Origin of the sequence: Neorhizobium populisoli (genome assembly GCF_019430945.1) — a bacterium.
Classification (GTDB): Bacteria; Pseudomonadota; Alphaproteobacteria; order Rhizobiales; family Rhizobiaceae; genus Neorhizobium; species Neorhizobium populisoli.
On the sequence record NZ_JAHYCB010000005.1, the window covers coordinates 15,644 to 35,475 of the forward strand.

A 19,832-nucleotide genomic window follows, 5' to 3' on the forward strand; every position below is an offset into this window, starting at 1 on the left:
CTCAAAGAAAATGTAAAGGAAGCTTAGTTGACGGCCTTGTCGACCAGCTTGTTCTTGCCGATCCACGGCATCATGGCGCGCAGCTTGGAGCCGACTTCCTCGATCTGGTGGCTGTCGTTGCTGCGGCGGATGCCCTTGAAGCGGGCCATGCCGGAGCGGTATTCCTGCATCCATTCCGAGGTGAACTTGCCGGTCTGGATGTCCTTCAGGACGCGCTTCATTTCAGCCTTGGTTTCAGCCGTGATGATGCGCGGACCGGTGACGTATTCGCCCCATTCTGCGGTGTTGGAGATCGAGTAGTTCATGTTGGCGATGCCGCCTTCATAGATCAGGTCGACGATCAGCTTCACTTCGTGCAGGCATTCGAAATAGGCCATTTCCGGCGCGTAGCCGGCTTCGGTCAGGGTTTCGAAACCGGCGCGGATCAGCTCGACGAGACCGCCGCACAGAACGACCTGTTCGCCGAAGAGGTCGGTTTCGCACTCTTCGCGGAAGTTGGTTTCGATGATGCCCGAACGGCCGCCGCCGACGCCGCAGGCGTAGGAAAGAGCGAGTTCAAGCGCGTTGCCGGAAGCGTTCTGGTGAACGGCAACGAGGCAGGGAACGCCGCCGCCCTTCTGGTATTCGCCGCGAACCGTGTGGCCCGGGCCCTTCGGCGCGATCATCACGACGTCGACCGATGCCTTCGGCTCGATCAGGCCGAAATGAACGTTAAGGCCGTGTGCGAAGGCGATTGCTGCGCCGTCACGGATGTTGCCGGCGATGTCGGCCTTGTAGATGTCGGCCTGCAGTTCGTCCGGGGTCGCCATCATCATCAGGTCGGCCCACTTGGCGGCTTCGGCAACCGTCATGACCTTGAAGCCGTCGGCTTCGGCCTTCTTGATGGTCGGCGAGCCGGCCTTCAGGCCGATCACGACGTTCTTGGCACCGGAATCCTTGAGGTTCAGCGCATGAGCGCGGCCCTGCGAACCGTAGCCGATAATGGCGACGTTCTTGGCCTTGATGAGGTTGAGATCAGCATCCCGATCGTAATAAACGCGCATCGATTGTTCCTTCCCTATGCGTGGTGTTGTTGGAAATTACCGTCCAGCGGAGACGCGAGGCGCGTCCGCCGATTGCTTCTGCGTGCCGTGCAGGGTCAGGAAGGCATCGACCGCCCTCTCCGCCTGGCGCGCATTGTCCCTGAGGCCCGGTTCACCGAGCAGCATGCGCACATGCAGGTCGGAAACGATCAGGCCGTAAAGCGTATGATAGGCGGCGTCCGCGTTTTCAAAGCGCAGCAGCCCTGCCCGTTTTCCCTGGTCGATCAGCGCCATGGCGCGGCGATCGATCTGCCGGCGGCCATGTTCGAGCAGGAGCTTGCCGAGCTTGCTGCCGCCCGGACCGGATTGCCCGATCGACAGCCGGTTCAGCGCCAGCGAAACATCGCCGGCCAGCACTTCCAGAAGATCGCGGGCAAACAGTTCTAGGTGTTCGCGCAGCAGGTCGGCCGTCAGCCGTTCGCCGGAGCGCTCATGGGTGCGCACCTTGGCCGCCTGATGGGCGATCATCGCCGAGAGAAGCCCCTCGCGATCGCCAAACCACTTGTAGAGGCTCTCCTTCGAGCAGTTGGCGGCGCGCGCCAGGCCGGAGGTCGTCAGCGCCTTTTCCCCGCCTTCCACGAGAAGCCGGAGCGCCTGCTCCAGAACGGCGTTCTGGCGGGGCGTAAACTCGGGCATGTCGTTGGCGTCGGGTCTCACTGTCCTGGCTCTCGTTGGTCAGATTCTTGCGTACCGTACGGTACGGTTCCGTTCGTATAAACGATCCGTCCGCAGCGTCAAGCCTGTTTTCGAGCCATGACCCTGTTGTGGAAAAAGGTTATGCTTGAACCCAGATGATTTGGGGGAATCGAACCATGAAACGCCTGACCGGTCTCGCCGCCGCGCTTGCCCTATGCACCCTTCCGGCCCTCGCGCAGGCCGCCGAAAATCGCTGCGGCTGGATCCAGAACCCGACGCCCGGCAACTGGTGGCTGGTGGATGCGGAAGGCATGTGGCCCATCCGCAGCCAAGGAGCCGAGGACGAGCCGGAAGGCATGGACCTGATCCCGGATATTTCCGAGCGGGACTATGTGCGGACGAACGGCAACTATGGCTATGCCTGCGCCTGCTTACGCGTCGAGACTGACGACGAGCGTATTCTCGAGATCCTGTCGTTCAAGCAGCTGAAGCTGTCGCAATGCAAGAACGACAAGGCGCTCGGCGCGCCTGAGTGATCACTCGGCCGCCACGTCGAGCATTGCGCCGACGTCCCTCAACGGTGACGCGCCGTAAAACCGGCTGTACTCCCGGCTGAACTGCGACGGGCTCTGATAACCCACCCGATGCCCGGCGCTGCCGACATCCAGCCCTTCCAGCAGCATGAGCCGCCGCGCCTCGTGCAGGCGAAGCTTCTTCTGGAACTGCACCGGCGTCATCGCCGTCACTGTCTTGAAATGATGGTGCAGCGAGGATGCGCTCATGCCGACATGCTCGGCAAGATCTTCGATCCTGAGCGTACGATGATAGTTGGCGCGCAGCCAGCAGATCGCCTTGGCAATCCGGTTGCTTCGGCTCTCGGAGGTGGCGATATGGAGAAAGCGCCCGCCATCCGGCCCGCTGAGGACGCGATAAAGAATCTCCTGCTCGATCAGAGGCGCCATGGCCGGGATATCGGCGGGCCGGTCGAGAAGACGAAGAAGCCTTGTCGTCGCGTCGAGCAATTCAGGCGGAGCGACATTGCAGACGATGCCGCGCGAAACGTCGGTATCGGGAAGCGGTCGCGGCAGATCGATCCGCTGCAGCAGGCTCGACAGTCCCTTCATGTCGATCGCCAGGGCAAAACACAGATGCGGCGCATCCGGGCTTGCAACGGTCACCCGTGACGTCACAGGCAATTCCATCGAGGTCAGCAGGTAGTCACCGACCCCGTAGTGAATGACATCGTCGCCGAGTTTCACCACCTTGTTGCCCTGCAGGACGAAGCAGACGCAGGGCCGATAATCCATGTAAAGCGGCGCCGTCGGAACCGAGCGACGGCTGAGCACCAGATTTTCGATGGCCGTGAAGACTTCCCCATCTCCTTCGACATGCCGTGCGGCAATCGAGGCGGCTTCCTGGAATGGATTGAACGGCAAGGTCATGGCGGCTCCGGCAGGATCATGCGATTGTTTTTCCTACGCTGAGATTGGTGCCAATGCCAGCAGGTCAATTTCACTTTTGCAGGATCGTGCAAGAAGATCGCAGGATCGATCTAACGCTCTTGCCTTTCGCCGAAGCATAGTCCGCTCGTCCAATTCCCTCCCACCCAACCAAGTTGAATGGAGCTTTCCATGGCAATTGCCAGAGGCTATGCAGCGACCGACGCGTCGAAACCCCTCACGCCCTTCACCTTCGAACGCCGCGAACCGAACGATGACGACGTCGTCATCGACATCAAGTTCGCCGGCATCTGCCATTCGGACATCCACACCGTCCGCAACGAATGGAAGAATGCCGTCTACCCGATCGTTCCCGGCCACGAGATCGCCGGCGTCGTGAAGGCTGTCGGTTCGAAGGTCACCAAGTTCAAGGTCGGCGACCATGTCGGCGTCGGCTGCTTCGTCGATTCGTGCGTCGGCTGCGCCAGCCGCGACCTCGACAACGAACATTACATGCCGGGTCTGGTTCAGACCTATAACAGCGTCGATGTCGACGGAACGGCCACCCAGGGCGGTTATTCCGACTCGATCGTCGTCAAGGAAGGCTATGTCCTGGCGATCCCGGGCAACCTCCCGCTCGACGCTTCCGCCCCGCTGCTTTGCGCCGGCATCACGCTCTACTCGCCGCTGAAGCACTGGAATGCCGGCCCCGGCAAGAAGGTTGCGATCGTCGGCATGGGCGGCCTCGGCCACATGGGCGTCAAGATCGGCGCCGCCATGGGTGCCGATATCACCGTGCTTTCCCAGACGCTTTCCAAGAAGGAAGACGGCCTGAAGCTCGGCGCCAAGGACTATTACGCTACCAGCGATGCCTCGACCTTCGAAAAGCTCGCCGGCACGTTCGACCTGATCATCTGCACGGTCAGCGCCGAAATCGACTGGAACGCCTATCTTGGCCTCTTGAAGGTCAACGGCTCGATGGTCGTCGTCGGCGCCCCGGAAAATGCGATCCCGGTCCACGCTTTCGCGCTCATCCCGGGCCGCAAGAGTCTCTCCGGCTCGATGATCGGCTCGATCAAGGAAACCCAGGAAATGCTGGATTTCTGCGGCAAGCACGACATCGTCTCGGAGATCGAGACGATCAATATCCAGGACGTCAATGAAGCCTACGAACGCGTTCTGAAGAGCGACGTCCGTTACCGATTCGTCATCGACATCGCCTCGCTGGCCGCCTGATCGGCCGGACACGAAAACGGAGCGGCCTTAAGGGGCCGCTCCGACCAATTCTTTGTAGATGCTTTTTACGGCTGCCGAATCGGCGGTATCGACAAGACGCAAGCCGTGCTCCTTAGCCGCCGCAAAGATTTCGGAATTGTCGCGGAGAGAACGCGCGATAAACTTGTCCATGACGACACGAACCGCCTCATCCGCTTGATCATACCGAGCCTCGGCCCGCATTCTCGAATGCAGGAAATCCGTTTCGGTATAAAGGCAGATTCCGGCTACGGAATCCGAAAGCAGAGGCGCGATAAGTTCCGGTCTTAGCGCCGAGCCCTCCAGCACGAACGGCTTACCCGCCTCGATCTCTTCATCGATCAATCGCCGAATGCCCGGCCACATATTCTCGTGGTGCACCCGCAGGAACCAGTAGATCGTTTCCGGTGTGAGACGCTCATAAAACTCGGCGACCTGAGGCCTTACCACCGGCCAGGGTCGGCCCGGATGCCGCGCGAGACCATCCGTCGAGATCATCCGCCAGCCAAGAGCTTCCGAAAGCCGCGTGGCCAATGTCGTCTTGCCGACATGCGAACTGCCGGCAATCAGGATGACCGACAGGCCGGCACTTCCCGTCATGTCGGGATCAACCAAGATCGCTGTCGTCGAACTTCACCCGTGCTGCCTTGACCGAAGCGTGGTTCTCCCCCGCCCACAACAGCACTTTCGACAGCGGCTCGAACAGCGAGCGGCCAAGCTCCGTCATGCGGTATTCGACGCTCGGCGGCTTGGTCGGGAAAACCTCGCGTTCGATATAACCGTCCCGCTGCAGGTCGCGCAGCGTCTGGGTCAGCATGCGCTGGGAAATATCCGGCACCAGCCGGCGGAGTTCGCCGAAGCGATAAGGCTTGTGCGCCAGCGCCTCCAGAAGCAGCGTCGACCACTTGCCCGCGATCCGGTCGAGCACGTCGCGAACGGGGCAATTGCCCATGTCCCAGGTCTGCGTGTCGCATTCCTGGCCGGCAAGCATACGCTTTTCCATCAGATGGATGACCATGGGGTGGTTCCCTCGAAGTAACGATCTCCCTCAAAACTGCCTCCTTTACAACGGCAAGTCAATTCCTATTCTAGTGCTAGTCTCTTTTTGATACCAACAATCAGGCCGACACTTTGGGTGACGGTTCATCAAGGAAGGATACGACCATGACCAAACTTCTCGTCACCGGCGCTGCAGGCCAGCTCGGCCGCGCCGTGCTGCACCATCTGCTCGAAACCGAAAAGGTTGCTCCGGCGGACCTGATCGCCGCAAGCCGCGACACCGCCAAGCTTGCGGACTTGGCCGCCAAGGGTGTCGAAACCCGTGCCGCCGACTTCGGCGACGAGGAAGGTCTGGTCAAGGCTTTCACGGGCGTCGACCGCGTCCTGATCATCTCCACCGATGACCTCGCCACCCCGGGCAATCGCCTGAAGCAGCACAGGACCGCCGTTGCCGCCGCCCAGAAGGCCGGCGTCAAGCACATCGTCTATACGTCCATGCCGAACCCGGACAAGTCGCTCGTCACCTTCGCGCCCGACCATCTCGGCACCGAAGAGGCGATCAAGGCGAGCGGTATCGGCTACACGATCCTGCGCAATTCCTGGTACCACGACAATTACATGATGAGCATGCCGCACAATCTGCAGGTCGGTAAGTGGTTCACGGCGATGGGCGCCGGCAAGATCACCAATATTTCCCGCGACGACTGCGCCCGCGCCGCCGCCGCCGCGCTCGCCAATCCGCCGGCCGGCAGCCAGGTCCTGACGCTCACCGGCTCCGAATCGCTGACTGCCGAAGAGATCGCCGCCCGCGCCTCCAAGGCCACCGGCAAGCCGCTCGACGTCGTGCATGTCACCGACGAACAGTTGGCCCAAGGCCTCACCGGCGCCGGCCTGCCGGACTTCGTCGTCAAGATGCTGGTCTCCGCCGATGCCAATATCCGCGCCGGCAATTTCGATCTCATCACCGGCGATTTCGAAACCCTGACAGGCCGCAAACAGCAATCGCTTGCCGCTTATTTCGATCACCAGAAGGCAGCCCTCGCCGGCTGAAGATTAGAGAGGATTGCAAATCTCCAAAATCTACGATAATTAGACTGAGTTGCTAATTTCCGTCTGATTTGGAGAAAAAATGCGCAAGATCGGCTTGATTGGTGGGATGAGTTTCGAAAGCACTGCAGTGTATTATCGCCTCATCAACGAGATGGTCCGCAACCGGCTCGGCGGGCTCGCGTCCGCCGACATTCTTCTCCACTCGGTGAACTTCGTCGAGGTTGTCGACATGCAGAAGGCCGGCCGCTGGGATCTGGCGGCCGCCCACCTTGCCAAGAGCGCCGAAGGCCTGAAAAACGCCGGCGCCGAATGCGTGTTGATCTGCACCAACACCATGCATCTCGTCGCGCCGGAAGTGCAGGCCGCGGTCGATATCCCGCTCATCCATATCATCGACGAAACGGCTGAAGCCCTGAAGGCGAAGGGTCTGAAGCGCCCTCTCCTGCTCGCCACCCGCTACACGATGGAACACGGCTTTTATGCCAATCGGATGAAAGCCCAGGGTATCGAGGTCATGGTGCCGGATGCGGACGACCGCACCGACATGCACAACATCATCTTCAGCGAACTCTGCGCCGGCACCGTTCTGGAAGCCTCCTGCACCCGCGTGATGGCGATGATCGAAAAGGCCAAGGCCGCCGGCGCCGACAGCATCATCCTCGGCTGCACCGAAATCTGCCTCCTGCTCGATCCGGACAAGCTCTGCCTGCCGGGCATCGATTCCACAACGGTCCATGCGCAGGCCGCAGTGGATTTCGCCTTTGCCACGGCCACCGACAAGGTCGCCGCCTAATTTTATTGACTCAGTCAAATAAATATTGGACAGAGTCTCCGTAGAGGAGATTCTGCCATGTCTGTTGTGCCCGACACAATCGAGACCATCCGCGCCTTCAACCGGTTCTACACGAACAAGATCGGCGTGCTGGCCAAGGACTATCTTGCGACGCCCTATACGCTTACCGAAGGCCGCATCCTTTACGAGATGGGTGCCCGGCAGCGCGTTTCCGCGACCGAACTCAACCGCGACCTCGGCCTTGATCCCGCCTATCTCAGCCGCCTCCTGAAGAAATTCCGTGAGGCAGGCTTTATCGACAGCGAGCCGGACCCGGCCGACAAGCGCAGCCAGATTCTTTCTGTCACCACCAAGGGACAGGAGATCTTCGAAACCCTCGGCGACCGCTCCCGCCACCAGATCGCCGACGATCTCCAGGGTGTTGACGAGATTGGTCAAGCAAAACTGATCGGCGCGATGCAGACCATCCGCTCCGTACTCGACCCAGCTTCCGCAGCACCGCCTTCCCCCGTTATCCTGCGCCCCCATCGCATCGGCGACATGGGCTGGCTGATCGAAGCGCAAGCGACGGCTTACGCTCGCGAATACCAGCTGAACGAAAAGTTCGAAGGCCTGATCGCCGAAGTCGCCGGCAAGTTCATCGCCAATTTCAATCCGGAACGCGAACGCAGCTGGATCGCGGAACATGGCGGCAGGCGCGTCGGTTCGGTTCTGGTCGCAGACGGCGGCGACAATGTCGCCAAGCTCCGCCTGCTCTATCTCGATCCACAGGCGCGCGGCATGGGGCTTGGCCGCACCCTGGTCGACGAATGCATCCGCTTCTCGGCGGACACCGGTTACAGAAAACTTTCGCTCTGGACCAACGACATGCTGCATGCCGCCATCCGCATCTATCAGAAGGCTGGCTTCAAGCTTGTCTCCGAAGAGAGACATCGCATGTTCGGTCCCGAATGCGTCGGCCAGACCTGGGATCTCGACCTAGACGAATACCGCAGCCGCGCGACGTCTTCCGCCGCTTGACCATCCCGGTCAGGTCTTGTCCCGGATCGTTTCGCGCTGGGTGATCAGCCGGGCGCTGTGCTGGCCGGAAAGATAGATCCACAGCCAGCTCCAGGCGACCGCCAGGCGCGAGCGCGTGCCGATCAGGAAGTAGATATGGGCAAGCCCCCATATCCACCAGGCCAGCCCGCCCTTCAGCTTGAACCTGCCGAAATCGATCACCGCTGCCCGCCGGCCGATGGTGGCGAGACTGCCTTGGTGCCGATACTTGAACGGTCCCGGCACGGATTGTCCTTCAAGCCGCGCCCTGATGACCTTGGCGACGTAACCGCCCTGCTGCTTCGCGGCCGGCGCGATGCCCGGCACCGGCGAACCATCCGCCTGTTTCAATGAAGCGGTGTCGCCGATCACGAATACATTCGGGTCGCCTTCAATCGAGAGGTCCGGGCTGACGATGGCGCGACCCGCGCGGTCGGCCCCGGCTCCCACCCATTGCGCCGCCGGCGAAGCCTTGACGCCTGCCGCCCAGATCACCGTTCCGCAGGGAACGAACGTATCGCCGATCGTCACGCCATCCGACGTGATCGCGGTCACCGCGTGACCGAGCCGGACATCGACCCCGAGTTTCTCCAGCGCGGTCTGCGCATAAGCGGACAGTTCTTGCGTAAACGTCGCCAGCACCCGCGGTCCGGCCTCGATCAGCATCACCTTGGTCTGCCGCGTGTCGATGCTGCGGAACTCTTCCGGCAGGACCTGCTTTGCAAGTTCTGCGATCATTCCCGCCATTTCCACCCCGGTCGGCCCGGCGCCGATGATCGCGAAAGTCAGCAGTTTTTCGCGCTCCACAGTATTGTCCGCCAGTTCGGCACGCTCGAAGGCAAGCAGCATGCGGCGGCGAATCGTTGTCGCGTCTTCCAGCGTCTTGAGACCCGGTGCGGCATCCGCCCATTCGTCATGGCCGAAATAGGCATGCGTCGCACCCGTCGCCAGCACCAGCGTGTCGTAAGCCACCGGCGCGCCGGATTTCAGCAGCACGGTTTTCGCCTGTCGGTCGACGCCAATCACCTCGTCCAGCAGCGTGGCGACGTCCTTGCGCTCGCGGTAGAGATGGCGGATCGGCCAGGCGATCTCGGAGGTCGCCAGCGCCGTCGTCGCGACCTGATAGAGAAGCGGTTGAAAGAGGTGGTGATTGCGCCGGTCGATCAGCGTGATCTTCGCCGACGCGCCCTTCAGGTCATGCACCAGTTGCAAGCCGCCGAAACCTCCGCCGACGACCACGACCCTATGTTCTGTTTCTGCCATGACAACGCTTTCTGCCTAACCGATTGAGCCGAAAAACCGCGCCACCGCGTGCCCGATCCGACCTTGCGTCAGACCTTCTGGCCGCATGCGCGACAGAAGCGGCGCACCGTTTCCGCCATGCCGTATTCCAGCGCATCGGCCGTCAGCCCATGGCCGATCGAGACTTCCGCCAGCCGGGGAATACGCTTCACCAGCGCCGGCAGATTGGCGACCGTCAGATCGTGACCGGCATTGACGTCGAGCCCTTCAACAAGCGCCGCATCCGCCGTTTTCCCAAGTCTTTCAAGGATTTCCGCGCCAAGCTCCGGATTGTCGAAGCAGCCGCCGTAAGGCCCTGTATATAGCTCGATACGATCGGCGCCGGTCGCCTTGGCAAGCTTTACCGCTTCCACGTCGCCATCACCATCGGCAAACAGCGAAACGCGCATACCACCCTTTTTCAACCGCGCCACGATCGGCTTCAGCCATTCGCTCGTCGCGCGGAAATCGAACCCGTGGTCGGATGTCGCCTGGCTCGGATCGTCCGGCACCAATGTCACCTGTTCCGGCTCGGTCTGTTCGCAAAGCGCCAGGAATTCCTCGCTCGGATAACCTTCGATATTGAACTCGGCCTTCGGAAACTCATCGTCGATCAGCGCCCGCAGCACCGGCAGATCGGTGAAGCGAATATGCCGCTGGTCCGGCCGCGGATGCACCGTCAGGCCAGATGCGCCGGCCTGCAGCGCGAGACGCCCCAGCGCCTCGACGCTCGGCCAGGGCAGGTCGCGGCGGTTGCGCAGCATGGCGATGGCATTGACGTTGACGGAGAGCGTGGTCGGCATGGCGGGCCCCTTTATGCGATACGGTCGCCATGCTTTTAGGACAACGCCCGCACAAAGGCCATCCATGATGAAAAATTGCACTTATAGATAGTTTTTGTGGGCAAGAATCCACGGGGCAACCGGGGCTATGAATTTTTAAAATTTTACGTAACGTATAGCTAACAGAATTCGCCAGACGAGCCAAAGGCGGCGGAATATAGGTTTGAATGGCGAATTCTGTTAGCCAATCACATATCGGGTCCGCATCTTCAGTACCGACGGCAATCCGCAGATCAATCGCAGCACTACAACCTGTGGATGATAAATTGTTGACGCCTTTCACAGGAAGGGGACTCGGTGCGAAGTGACATAATGACAGCGATGAACGAAAGCGGCCCCATGGCGGGCAATGCCGGGTACTTCAGTCATCTGCCTCAGGTTTCCCTACCATTCGAAATGCCCAGCCAACCGCTGGCGATCGCCGAGATGGCGGACCTGTTCGGGGTCACCCACCGGACACTGCATTTCTACGAGGAAAAGCACCTGATCGCCGCATCGCGCTCCGGCGGCATGCGGGTCTATGATGCGGAACAGATCCTGCGCATGGCGGTCATCAATGCCTGCCGCGAGATCGGCATTCCGGTCGTAATCATTCAGGAACTGATGGAAGAGCTGACGGGTGCCAATTCTCAAGAAGAGGCCGATGCGATTTTCCATTCCATGCTGTCCCGCCGCAAGCGCGAACTGACGGCCGACATCTCCCATATCCACCGGCAGATGCTTCAGATTGAAACCCTGCTGACAGCGGAAGATGACGGCACGCTGGAAATTGCAAAACCGGCGGTGATCATTCTCAACGATGTGGAAAAGCGGTGCCTCGCGCTGATGGCGGAAGGTTATTCCGCCCCGCGCATCGCCCGATCTCTCGACCTGCCCTTCGAAACCCTGCGCGCCATGGAAGACGGCATCATCCGCAAATTCCAGGCCACCAACCGTTTCCAGGCCGTCGCCAAGGCGGTGTTGCTCGGCATGGTGCCGAATTGACGGCCTTATCCGGCTCATAACAATGCCGGACGCAAAACCCTGGTCCGCTTTTATCGCACGATCGTCAACGTCTCTGCCGCACGGGTGATGGCGGTATAGAGCCAGCGCTCCCGCGTATCGCGAAACGCCCAGCTTTCATCGAACAGCACGACATTGTTCCACTGCGAACCCTGCGCCTTGTGGACAGTCAGCGCATACCCGTAATCGAACTCGTCATAACGCTTGCGCATCGTCCAGGGAATTTCCTCCTCGGTCTCGAAGGCCTGCTTCAAAAGCTTGATCTTCGCCGCACCGCGATCCATGTCGTCGTCTTCCGGCTTGATCATCAGGTTGATGCCGGGCTTGACCGTCTCGCGCGACGAACTCATCACCTGCCAGAGCGAACCGTTCAGCAGGCCCTTGACCTGATCGTTGCGCAGGCAGACCAGCTTATCGCCGGATTGCGGATAATCGGCCGTAAACCCCTTCAGCTCGCGAAGCCGCTGATTGTAGCGCTTGCGGGTCTTATTAGTGCCGACCAGAACCTGGTCCGCCTCCAGCACCAGCGGCTGGGTCACCTCGTTGCGGGAGATCACCTTGGCGGTGCCGTAGTCGCCATACATCAGCTCCTTGCCTTCCCGCACATCCATGGCCAGCCTGATGATCGGGTTGTCGCGTGCCTGCCGGTGAATGTCGGTCAGCAGATAATCCGGCTCCTGCTCGGTGAAGAAACCGCCGCCGGAAACCGGCGGCAGCTGGCCGGGGTCTCCGAGCACCAGGATCGGCGTGCCGAAACTCATCAGGTCCTTGCCGAGCGCCTCGTCCACCATCGAGCATTCGTCGATGATGATCAGCGGTGCTTTCGCAACCGGGCTCTGCCGGTTGATGGAAAACATCGGCGCAATCGAAGTCTTGCCCGCCTCGTCCTCGACGGCCTCTTCGCCGCGCGGCCGGTAGATCAGCGAATGGATAGTCTTGGCATTGCGCGCCCCCTTGGAGCGCAGCACCTGTGCCGCCTTGCCGGTAAAGGCCGCGAACAGAACCTCGCCGTCGACATTTTCGGCGAAATGTTTCGCAAGCGTCGTCTTGCCGGTGCCGGCATAACCAAACAGCCGGAAAACCTGGCTGCGGCCTTCCTTCAGCCACTGCGAAACGGCCTTCAGGGCCTCGTCCTGTTGCGGTGCAAATTGCATGGCCGCGACTTGGCAGGATTCGAGTGGGAGAAGCAACTGAAAAAGAACGAAAGATGAATCGAAGCCGGGGAGCAGTGTCTGCATCACCCCGCATGAATTGCACGCAGTGAGATATGGCCGCTTGCCAATTCACTATACGCTCGCCATCCGCGCCGCCTATGTTGTGGTCATGAAAATTCTGATTCTCGGCGCGACGGGCTTTATCGGTTCCGCGATCCTGCAAAGGCTTGCATCGGACGGTCATGAGATCACCGGACTCGGCCGCGCTCCGGAAAAGGCGCGCCTGAAATGGCCCGTTGCGCGCTGGATCAAGGCAGATCTGGCAAGATTGACGGCCACGGACTGGCAGCCACTGGTCGATAAGCACGATGTCATCCTCAATTGTGCAGGCGCATTGCAGGATGGATTATCCGACGATCTTGTCGCCACCCAGCAAGAGGCAATGCTGACCTTATATGCTGCGGCAAAATCGCTCGGTGGCAGGCTGGTCGTCCAGATTTCGGCCCGAACCGATGGGGCGGCCGGCTCGCAGGCCTTTCTGCGCACCAAACGCCAGGCCGACGATGCGCTTGTCGCAAGTGGCCTGCCATTCGTCATCCTGCGTCCGGCACTAGTGATCGGCCGCAACGCCCATGGCGGCACTGCATTGCTCCGATCGCTGGCGAGTTTTCCTTTCGTATTGCCGCTCGTTCATGCCGAAAGCCCGGTGGCGACAGTCTCGATGAACGACGTTGCCGAGGCGGTATCGCGGGCCGTAAACGGGTCCATTCTGCCGCGTAGCGACCTCGATCTCGCGGCTGAAGAAACTCCTTCGCTTGCGGAACTCGTGCGACTTCACCGCGCCTGGCTGGGCCTTGCCCCGGCACCTGTCGTCACCTTGCCGGCGGCGCTGGCAAAGCCGGTCACCTGGGGAGCCGATCTCGCGGGAAAGCTCGGCTGGCGTTCGCCGCTCCGCTCGACGGCAATAGCAGTGATGTCCGAGGGTGTGTTGGGGAAAAGGCGCGGGCCCGAAGGATTTGAGCCGGCCGGTGCCGCGGCAACGCTTACCGAATGTCCAAGCGGTGTTCAGGACCTGTGGTTTGCACGGCTTTACCTGCTGAAGCCGGTGATGATCCTGACGCTCTCGCTCTTCTGGTTATTGTCCGGACTGGTGCCGCTCGTCGACCCCGGCGCCGCGGCTGCGCATTTTTCTGCCTTCCTGCCGGCCTCGGCAGCGATGGCCGTGACGCTCGCAACATGCCTTGTCGACATCCTGCTTGGGATTACCGTCATTGTCCGGCCGATGGCGCGGAGAGCGCTTCTCGGCATGATGGCCGTCAGTGTCATCTATCTTGCAGGAGGAACACTTTTCGAGGGGCAACTCTGGCTCGATCCTCTTGGGCCGCTCGTCAAGGTCTTGCCTTCGCTGGTGCTGACCCTCATCGCACTCGCCACGCTGGACGAACGCTGATGGATACGGAAAATCTCCTGCGCCTTCTCCATGTTATCGGAGCTGCCGTGCTCCTGGGAACCGGTGCCGGCATCGCTTTTTTCATGGTAATCGCCCGCCGCACCGAAGATCCGAAACTCATCGCCCATACGGCCAATACCGTCGTGCTGGCCGATACGGTCTTCACCGCCACCGCCGTGGTGCTGCAGCCGGTCACCGGTTATCTCCTGGCAAGGACAATCGGCTGGTCATTGACGGATGGCTGGATCGCGCTGTCGCTTGCTCTCTATGTGGTGACAGGACTTTTCTGGCTTCCGGTGGTCTGGATTCAAATTCGCTTGCGCAATATCGCCCGCCTGGCCGACAGCAGCGGATCACCGCTGCCGCCGGAATGGTACAGGCTCTATCGCATCTGGTTTGCCTGCGGCTTTCCCGCCTTCTTCGCGGTTATCTGTATTTTCTGGCTCATGCTGACGAAGCCGGATATTCCGTTGTTCGAGCTCACTGTCTTGTCTCGATAAGCTTTGCGAGCTGCTCGATCACCGTACCCCAACCATCAAAGAAGCCCAGCTCGTCATGCATCTTACGATCATCCGGGCTCTTGTGCATGACATGCGCCAGATATTCCGTGCCCTCCGGATGATCGCTGAAGGTGACGACCGCCGTCATGAACGGCTGTGCCGCCGGGCGCCAGCCGCCGGTTAGCGCGTTGGTGAAGACGATCCGGCTGCCTTCATCAACGGCGAGAAAACAGGCGCTGAGATGCGGACCGAATTCGCCGCCATTCTCGCTCATCCGCGTTTCGAACGCACCGCCCGGCCGCATGTCCATCGCCGCGACCCTGCAGAGCGCCGGCGCGGGGATCCACCATTGCTCGAAACTCGCTTTATCCGCCCAGGCATGCCAGATGGCCGCCCGCGGCGCGCGGATGATCCGCGAAATGCTGAGATCGAGGTCCGGATTGAAATTCTGGATCATTTGTCCTTCTCCTTTTTTTCCTGATCGCGAAGGAATTCCTCCCGCGCCAGAACGAGCGATTCCAACCGGTCCGTGCGCGCCTGCCAGACGGCCCGCTGTTCGGAAAGCCAGCCTTCGACCATCGAAAACCGTGCCCGTTCGAGTGAACAGGTCCTCACCCGGCCTTCCTTCGCTGTGCGGATCAAACCGCTCTCTTCGAGAAAGCGGATGTGCTTCATGAATGACGGCAGCGCCATAGCGAACGGCGCCGCCAGATCGCTGATGCTGGCCGGCCCTGAACCGAGCCGCCCGAGGACCGCCCGCCGGGTCGGATCGGCCAGCGCCTGAAACACGCCGTCGAGATCTTCCGAATAGTTTTCCATAAGGCTAAGTATCAAGATTATAAACTTAGCTCAATGGCTAACTGATGAAATTTTCAATTTTTCCCAAATCCACGGAATAAATCCGTCCCTGCCGGTGTCTTGGCATTGTCGGCTGAGGGAAAGCCGCCATAACCAGGGAGACGATCCATGAAGAAGCTTATTCTCGTATCGGTCGCATTCGCCGCGATGACCGGCGTGGCCTTTGCCGCCGGCCCGTTCAAGACCGTCAAAACCGCCAAGGGCGACGTGCTTGCCGGCGAAAAGAACATGACCCTCTACACGTTCAAGAACGACAAGCCGGGCACCTCTAACTGCTACGACAAATGCGCCACCAACTGGCCGCCGGTCATGGCCGCTTCCGATGCGAAGGCAGAAGGTGCATACTCGCTCGTCACCCGCAAGGACGGGGCAAAGCAGTGGGCGAAGGACGGCATGCCGCTCTATTACTGGGTCAAGGACACCAAGGAAGGCGACATCACCGGCGACGGCGTAAACGGTGTTTGGGATCTTGCAAAACCCTGATCAGCCAGGCGTGAGCCAAACGGATATGAAAGCGCGGGAGACACAGGCTCCCGCGCCCCTCTCCTTCGAGGCGCAGATCCTTGCCCTTCTGCCTCAGCTCCGGCGCTATTCGCGCAGCCTGACGCGATCGGACGTCGAGGGTGAAGACCTTTTGCAGGATTGCGTCGAGAAGGCGCTTGTCAGCCGCAGCCAGTGGCGCGGCGCGAATTTCAAATCCTGGGCCTACAGGATCATGACAAATCTTCATTTGAACGCGCGCCGCTCGGTCGCGCGCCGCCCTTCCGTCGGCATCGAGGAGGCGGAGAACGTCGCGATGAGCGCGGTCTCCGACGATCCGCTGGAAAAGAGCCGTCTCGTCAAGGCGCTCGAAACCTTGCCGAAGGAGGCGCGTGCCGTCTTGATGCTGGTGGTCGTGGAGGGCCACAGCTATCAGGAGGTTGCCGACATGCTCGACGTGCCGATCGGCACCGTCATGTCGCGGCTTTCACGGGCTCGCCAGGCCTTGCGAGAAAAAATGCGGGAGGAGAACGTCATTCCAATGCGGAGACCCCGATGACCGAAGCCCGCTCTATCTCCGAGGCTGACCTGCACGCCTATGCCGACGGCTTCCTCGATGACGCCGATCGCGCCCGCGTGGAACGTTTTCTCGCCGAAAATCCGGACGCAGCAGAACTGGTCGCTGATTGGCAGGCCCAAAACGACGAATTGCGCGCAGCCTTCGCGGCCCACGAAAAATCGAAGCCGACCGATATCCAGCTGATTTCCGGCGCTCATCATCGCACCGCTGCCCGTCCGCCGCGCCGCGCAGCACTTGCCGCAGCAGCCATGGCCATCTTTGCACTCGGCGCCATCGGCGGCCATTACGGCCCGCTTCTTTTCAAGCGCCCGGATATCCAGCTCGCCTATACCGAAATCCTGCCGCGCGAAGCCCGCAACGCCTTCCTCGTCTACGCCAGCGAAGTCCGCCATCCGGTGGAAGTCTTCGCCAACGAGGAAGCCCATCTCGCCACCTGGCTCGGCAAACGCCTGTCGATCGCCAATCTCAAGGTCCCGAACCTTCAGACAATGGGATTCAAGCTCGTCGGCGGCCGCCTGCTGCCCGTCGCCGGCAAGCCGGGCGCCATGTTCATGTACGAGGACCAGGCCGGCCAGCGCGTCACCGTCATGGTTGGCCGCAACAAGGAAAACCGCACGACGAGTTTCCGATTCGCTTCAGCCAGCAATGTGGAGACGTTTTACTGGATCGATGGCGAGCTGGGATATGCCGTAACCGGCGAGATTTCGCGCGACTTGCTGCAGAAGATCGCCGAGGAATGTTATCGGCAATTTCCTTCATGATGACCTGTCACTCAGGTTATCATGAAGGGGTCAGATTTATTTTACGACGAGGTTTACCGGCTTCGAGGAGCTTTGGTTCGAATTTGACACGATAACCGGCAGTGAAGCAGCCTTGGCCAGATCGGCAGCGTCAAGCGTGACTGTCAGCTTTACGTTGGTTTTGCTGGCAATCTTGCGCTCGTTACCGCCCACCTTCACGGTCGGGTTGGAATCGAAATTCTTGCCGTTGATCACGATCTCCAGATTCCCGTCGCCGATGTTTTTTTCCGCCGGATCGATCTTGTCGATCACCGGTTGCGATGCGGTCGCCGCCGGCTTCTCCTGCGGGGTCAGAAATGTATTGAATGCATCCCCAAGTTTGCCAACAGCCTGTCTCGAGAACATACCGCCCAGCATCGCAATGGCTACGAACCCGGCGGGATTGGCATTTTGCGGGGAGCCGTTATTTGGCAACGATATCGAAAACAGTCCCGTCTGAAGAATCACAAAAAGAAGCGCGCCCAGTCCCATCCCGACCACGGGGCTCATCAGATACCACCAATTCCAACTTGCTGCATATCTGTTGGTGCCGCGAAAAGCGGCATAGTTGCGAGCAGAGGCAATCAAACTGCCGAACGCCCCGGCAACCATCGCCAGGACCAGAAATCTTACCTGAGCATTGCCATTGCCAAGTCCGGTCGTGACTTCGGTGAGATTGTCTTTTATCGGCACCGGCCAAGCCAGAACCAGCAACAGCGCCGCGATAAGAGAAAAAACGAAGAGAGCAACTCCTATCCAGTAGTCATCACTCGCTTTGGTTACTTCAAGTGTATCTTCAGACATGGCCATCCCCAGCTTTGCCACCATGAATAATCGCACGTATCCGATGCAATCAAAAGAAGAATCTTGAAGGACCAAGTAAAATTCAAAACCTGAAATATAGCCGATAATAGCTCTAGATCCGAACCTCGCGATGCGAACGGACATCCCAGGCATGTTATCGCAGGGGGTCATTCCCCAGTTCGATCGGCATCCCGTGCGGCGTCGCCTCAGCCGCTCTCTGCCAAGCGCTCTGCAGCGCGAGGATCACACCCGCATCCGCAATGCCCTTTGCCACCAGCAGGCCCGACAGCGCCGCCACCCAGCAGTCGAAATAATCGCTGCCGTCTTCCGCCCGACCCGGCCGGTGAACTTCGATCGATAGCGCTTCTGCCCATTCGCTCCAGCTGAAAAGGCCGTTCTCGTGCAGATGCACGGTCATCGCAAAAGCTTCCGCCGCCCAAGGCTCCGGAAACACGGGGTCACCCTCCGGTGACTTCGGCAGGCCGGGCGATTGCGCGAGCCGAGACGGCACTTCACACACGCTCAAGATAGCTCTCCCAGGCATCGATCGAGACCGTCAGCGTCGGATCGGCACCCTCGCCCCAGATTTCACCGGCGTCGAACACGACCGTATAGACCCATTGCGGGTTCTCGCCTTTGCCATGCGCATTGTCGTCCGGAAAGACGTACGAGCCCTGCACCGCTTCGACCACACCCGTCTTGGCGCGGGCATATCGCGGCAGCCTCGTATGGGTCTCGGGATTGAAATTGCGCGTCCTCACCCTGTCGCCTGGCTGAAACAGCGGCTTGGCTTCGACCGACCGATCACATGGACCGCCACGCGCAAGCACACCCGGCACCATATCCGCTTTCAGAATACGCTTCGGTACCGCCGGTTCGATCTGCTTGACGCCGGCGTCAACCTCCGCCCGGGTGGCAAAGCCGTGACGCTCCAGCAGGACTTCCAGCGCCCGCGTCCAGATCTCGTAATAGCTCGCGGCCAGATAATCCGCCGGCGGCACGTTTTCACGGGCATGCCGGCTTTCGTCGATCGTCCAGGCGCCGAAGGCACCACAAGACAGTGTGATGCCGAGCGCCCGCTTTTCCCATTCCGCATGGAAATAAGGCTCGTCCTTTTCGGGCGCGACCGAGCCGAACCCCATCTGCCCACCGAGATCGTGCGGCCCGTTCATGATGCGGCTCCCGCAATCGCCGATCCGATCATCGCGTCACGGCTGACCAGCCCGGCAAGCTCTTCCTCAGCCAATCCTTCGGTGCCTTCCGGCCTCTCGGGGATGACGAGGTAACGAAGCTCGGCCGTCGAATCCCAGACGCGGATTTTCTTCTCCTCCGGCAGCGTCACGCCGAATTCCGCCAGCACGCCGCGCGGATCGATCACTGCCCGCGACCGATAGGCCGGCGCCTTGTACCAGACCGGCGGCAGGCCGAGCACGGACCATGGGTAACAGGAGCACAGGGTGCAGACGACGAGGTTGTGGGTCTCCGGCGTATTGAACAGGGCGCGCATATGCTCGCCTTGCCGGCCGGTATATCCGAGGCTGGCAATCGCCGCCGTCGCATCCCGCTTCAGCCAGTCGGCGAAATCCGGATCAGTCCAGGCCTTTGCCACCACATGGGCGCCATTGCGCGGGCCGATCTTCGTCTCGTAGGCCTCGACGATCGCGTCGATCGCGCCAGGATCGATCAGGCCCTTCTCGCTCAGCACGGTTTCCAGCGCCCGCACCCGTGCCTGCATGTCGCTATAGCGGTTGTCATGGTGATGATCATGGCCATGATGATCGTGGTGGTGATGGTCGTGATCGTCGTGCATG

The 19,832-nt window shown here is 60.6% G+C and carries 25 protein-coding genes; 11 read left to right on the forward strand and 14 right to left on the reverse strand.

The features are described 5' to 3' along the window. Window positions 1-23: 23 nt before the first annotated feature. Together ilvC and KX729_RS14305 are read right to left on the reverse strand one after the other, a co-directional pair. Window positions 24-1,043, reverse strand: a complete 1,020-nt coding sequence (gene ilvC, locus KX729_RS14300; RefSeq protein ID WP_219743159.1) for a ketol-acid reductoisomerase — start codon at window positions 1,041-1,043, stop codon at window positions 24-26. A 36-nt stretch (window positions 1,044-1,079) separates the two neighbouring features. Next, window positions 1,080-1,718, reverse strand: a complete 639-nt coding sequence (locus tag KX729_RS14305; RefSeq protein WP_219743708.1) for a TetR/AcrR family transcriptional regulator — start codon at window positions 1,716-1,718, stop codon at window positions 1,080-1,082. Window positions 1,719-1,894: 176 nt separating this feature from the next. On the opposite strand from KX729_RS14305, the gene KX729_RS14310 reads away from it, so the two are divergent. Beyond that, a complete protein-coding gene (locus KX729_RS14310) occupies window positions 1,895-2,254 on the forward strand; it encodes a DUF4087 domain-containing protein (protein ID WP_219743160.1) in 360 nt (119 codons plus the stop codon). Here KX729_RS14310 and KX729_RS14315 read toward each other — a convergent pair whose 3' ends face one another. Then, window positions 2,255-3,160, reverse strand: coding sequence for an AraC family transcriptional regulator (locus tag KX729_RS14315; protein ID WP_219743161.1), 906 nt, complete (start codon window positions 3,158-3,160; stop codon window positions 2,255-2,257). Between the two features lie 189 nt (window positions 3,161-3,349). On the opposite strand from KX729_RS14315, the gene KX729_RS14320 reads away from it, so the two are divergent. Continuing rightward, a complete protein-coding gene (locus KX729_RS14320; protein WP_219743162.1) occupies window positions 3,350-4,393 on the forward strand; it encodes an NAD(P)-dependent alcohol dehydrogenase in 1,044 nt (347 codons plus the stop codon). Between the two features lie 27 nt (window positions 4,394-4,420). On the opposite strand, the gene KX729_RS14325 is transcribed toward KX729_RS14320, so the two are convergent. Continuing rightward, window positions 4,421-5,011, reverse strand: a complete 591-nt coding sequence (locus KX729_RS14325) for an AAA family ATPase (RefSeq protein WP_219743709.1) — start codon at window positions 5,009-5,011, stop codon at window positions 4,421-4,423. A 7-nt stretch (window positions 5,012-5,018) separates the two neighbouring features. Then, a complete protein-coding gene (locus tag KX729_RS14330) occupies window positions 5,019-5,414 on the reverse strand; it encodes a winged helix-turn-helix transcriptional regulator (RefSeq protein WP_246617637.1) in 396 nt (131 codons plus the stop codon). A 161-nt stretch (window positions 5,415-5,575) separates the two neighbouring features. Here KX729_RS14330 and KX729_RS14335 point away from each other — a divergent pair, with 161 nt between their 5' ends. The 3 genes from KX729_RS14335 (at window position 5,576) to KX729_RS14345 (ending at window position 8,273) form a co-directional block, all read left to right on the forward strand. Continuing rightward, window positions 5,576-6,460, forward strand: a complete 885-nt coding sequence (locus KX729_RS14335; RefSeq protein ID WP_219743164.1) for an SDR family oxidoreductase — start codon at window positions 5,576-5,578, stop codon at window positions 6,458-6,460. 79 nt (window positions 6,461-6,539) lie between these two features. Further along, window positions 6,540-7,253: an aspartate/glutamate racemase family protein gene (locus KX729_RS14340; protein WP_219743165.1), complete on the forward strand. Its 714-nt coding sequence runs from the start codon at window positions 6,540-6,542 to the stop codon at window positions 7,251-7,253. 66 nt (window positions 7,254-7,319) lie between these two features. Then, on the forward strand, window positions 7,320-8,273 hold the full coding sequence (locus KX729_RS14345) for a bifunctional helix-turn-helix transcriptional regulator/GNAT family N-acetyltransferase (protein ID WP_219743710.1): 954 nt from the start codon (window positions 7,320-7,322) through the stop codon (window positions 8,271-8,273). A gap of 9 nt (window positions 8,274-8,282) precedes the next feature. Here the strand turns inward: KX729_RS14345 and KX729_RS14350 are convergent, their stop codons facing one another. Further along, window positions 8,283-9,554 carry an NAD(P)/FAD-dependent oxidoreductase gene (locus tag KX729_RS14350; protein WP_219743166.1) on the reverse strand — a complete coding sequence of 424 codons (1,272 nt, stop codon included), beginning with the start codon at window positions 9,552-9,554 and terminating at the stop codon, window positions 8,283-8,285. A gap of 68 nt (window positions 9,555-9,622) precedes the next feature. Further along, the gene (locus KX729_RS14355) at window positions 9,623-10,375 is read right to left on the reverse strand and encodes a pyridoxine 5'-phosphate synthase (RefSeq protein ID WP_219743167.1); all 753 of its coding nucleotides are present in this window, start codon (window positions 10,373-10,375) and stop codon (window positions 9,623-9,625) included. 351 nt (window positions 10,376-10,726) lie between these two features. On the opposite strand from KX729_RS14355, the gene KX729_RS14360 reads away from it, so the two are divergent. Beyond that, complete coding sequence (locus KX729_RS14360) at window positions 10,727-11,398, forward strand: MerR family transcriptional regulator (protein ID WP_246617613.1); 672 nt, start codon at window positions 10,727-10,729, stop codon at window positions 11,396-11,398. Between the two features lie 50 nt (window positions 11,399-11,448). Here the strand turns inward: KX729_RS14360 and KX729_RS14365 are convergent, their stop codons facing one another. Beyond that, window positions 11,449-12,570 (reverse strand): ATP-dependent DNA helicase, encoded by a 1,122-nt coding sequence (locus KX729_RS14365; protein WP_219743169.1) that lies wholly within the window; start codon window positions 12,568-12,570, stop codon window positions 11,449-11,451. A gap of 169 nt (window positions 12,571-12,739) precedes the next feature. Between KX729_RS14365 and KX729_RS14370 the strand changes: the two genes are divergently transcribed. Both KX729_RS14370 and KX729_RS14375 read left to right on the forward strand, forming a co-directional pair. Then, window positions 12,740-14,020: an SDR family oxidoreductase gene (locus KX729_RS14370; RefSeq protein ID WP_219743711.1), complete on the forward strand. Its 1,281-nt coding sequence runs from the start codon at window positions 12,740-12,742 to the stop codon at window positions 14,018-14,020. Beyond that, window positions 14,020-14,520 carry a DUF2269 family protein gene (locus KX729_RS14375; RefSeq protein ID WP_219743170.1) on the forward strand — a complete coding sequence of 167 codons (501 nt, stop codon included), beginning with the start codon at window positions 14,020-14,022 and terminating at the stop codon, window positions 14,518-14,520. The genes KX729_RS14370 and KX729_RS14375 overlap by 1 nt, the downstream gene beginning before the upstream one ends. On the opposite strand, the gene KX729_RS14380 is transcribed toward KX729_RS14375, so the two are convergent. Further along, window positions 14,501-14,977, reverse strand: coding sequence for an SRPBCC family protein (locus tag KX729_RS14380; RefSeq protein ID WP_219743171.1), 477 nt, complete (start codon window positions 14,975-14,977; stop codon window positions 14,501-14,503). The genes KX729_RS14375 and KX729_RS14380 overlap by 20 nt on opposite strands. After that, the gene (locus KX729_RS14385; RefSeq protein ID WP_219743172.1) at window positions 14,974-15,339 is read right to left on the reverse strand and encodes an ArsR/SmtB family transcription factor; all 366 of its coding nucleotides are present in this window, start codon (window positions 15,337-15,339) and stop codon (window positions 14,974-14,976) included. Before KX729_RS14385 ends, KX729_RS14380 begins: the two co-directional genes overlap by 4 nt. A gap of 147 nt (window positions 15,340-15,486) precedes the next feature. Here KX729_RS14385 and KX729_RS14390 point away from each other — a divergent pair, with 147 nt between their 5' ends. The 3 genes from KX729_RS14390 to KX729_RS14400 are packed head-to-tail and all read left to right on the forward strand — an operon-like array spanning window position 15,487 to window position 17,199. Continuing rightward, entirely contained in the window at window positions 15,487-15,861 is a 375-nt protein-coding gene (locus KX729_RS14390; RefSeq protein WP_219743173.1) for a COG4315 family predicted lipoprotein, read from the forward strand. A 25-nt stretch (window positions 15,862-15,886) separates the two neighbouring features. Continuing rightward, entirely contained in the window at window positions 15,887-16,417 is a 531-nt protein-coding gene (locus tag KX729_RS14395; protein WP_219743712.1) for an RNA polymerase sigma factor, read from the forward strand. Next, entirely contained in the window at window positions 16,414-17,199 is a 786-nt protein-coding gene (locus KX729_RS14400) for an anti-sigma factor family protein (protein ID WP_219743174.1), read from the forward strand. The genes KX729_RS14395 and KX729_RS14400 overlap by 4 nt, the downstream gene beginning before the upstream one ends. Window positions 17,200-17,235: 36 nt before the next feature. Here the strand turns inward: KX729_RS14400 and KX729_RS14405 are convergent, their stop codons facing one another. From KX729_RS14405 to nthA, 4 genes are all read right to left on the reverse strand, one after another. Then, window positions 17,236-18,021 (reverse strand): IPT/TIG domain-containing protein, encoded by a 786-nt coding sequence (locus KX729_RS14405; protein WP_219743175.1) that lies wholly within the window; start codon window positions 18,019-18,021, stop codon window positions 17,236-17,238. Between the two features lie 154 nt (window positions 18,022-18,175). After that, window positions 18,176-18,547: a nitrile hydratase accessory protein gene (locus tag KX729_RS14410; protein WP_219743176.1), complete on the reverse strand. Its 372-nt coding sequence runs from the start codon at window positions 18,545-18,547 to the stop codon at window positions 18,176-18,178. Next, window positions 18,534-19,193 carry a nitrile hydratase subunit beta gene (gene nthB / locus KX729_RS14415; RefSeq protein WP_219743177.1) on the reverse strand — a complete coding sequence of 220 codons (660 nt, stop codon included), beginning with the start codon at window positions 19,191-19,193 and terminating at the stop codon, window positions 18,534-18,536. Before nthB ends, KX729_RS14410 begins: the two co-directional genes overlap by 14 nt. Further along, window positions 19,190-19,831 carry a nitrile hydratase subunit alpha gene (gene nthA, locus KX729_RS14420; protein ID WP_219743178.1) on the reverse strand — a complete coding sequence of 214 codons (642 nt, stop codon included), beginning with the start codon at window positions 19,829-19,831 and terminating at the stop codon, window positions 19,190-19,192. The genes nthB and nthA overlap by 4 nt, the downstream gene beginning before the upstream one ends. Window position 19,832 lies beyond the last annotated feature (1 nt).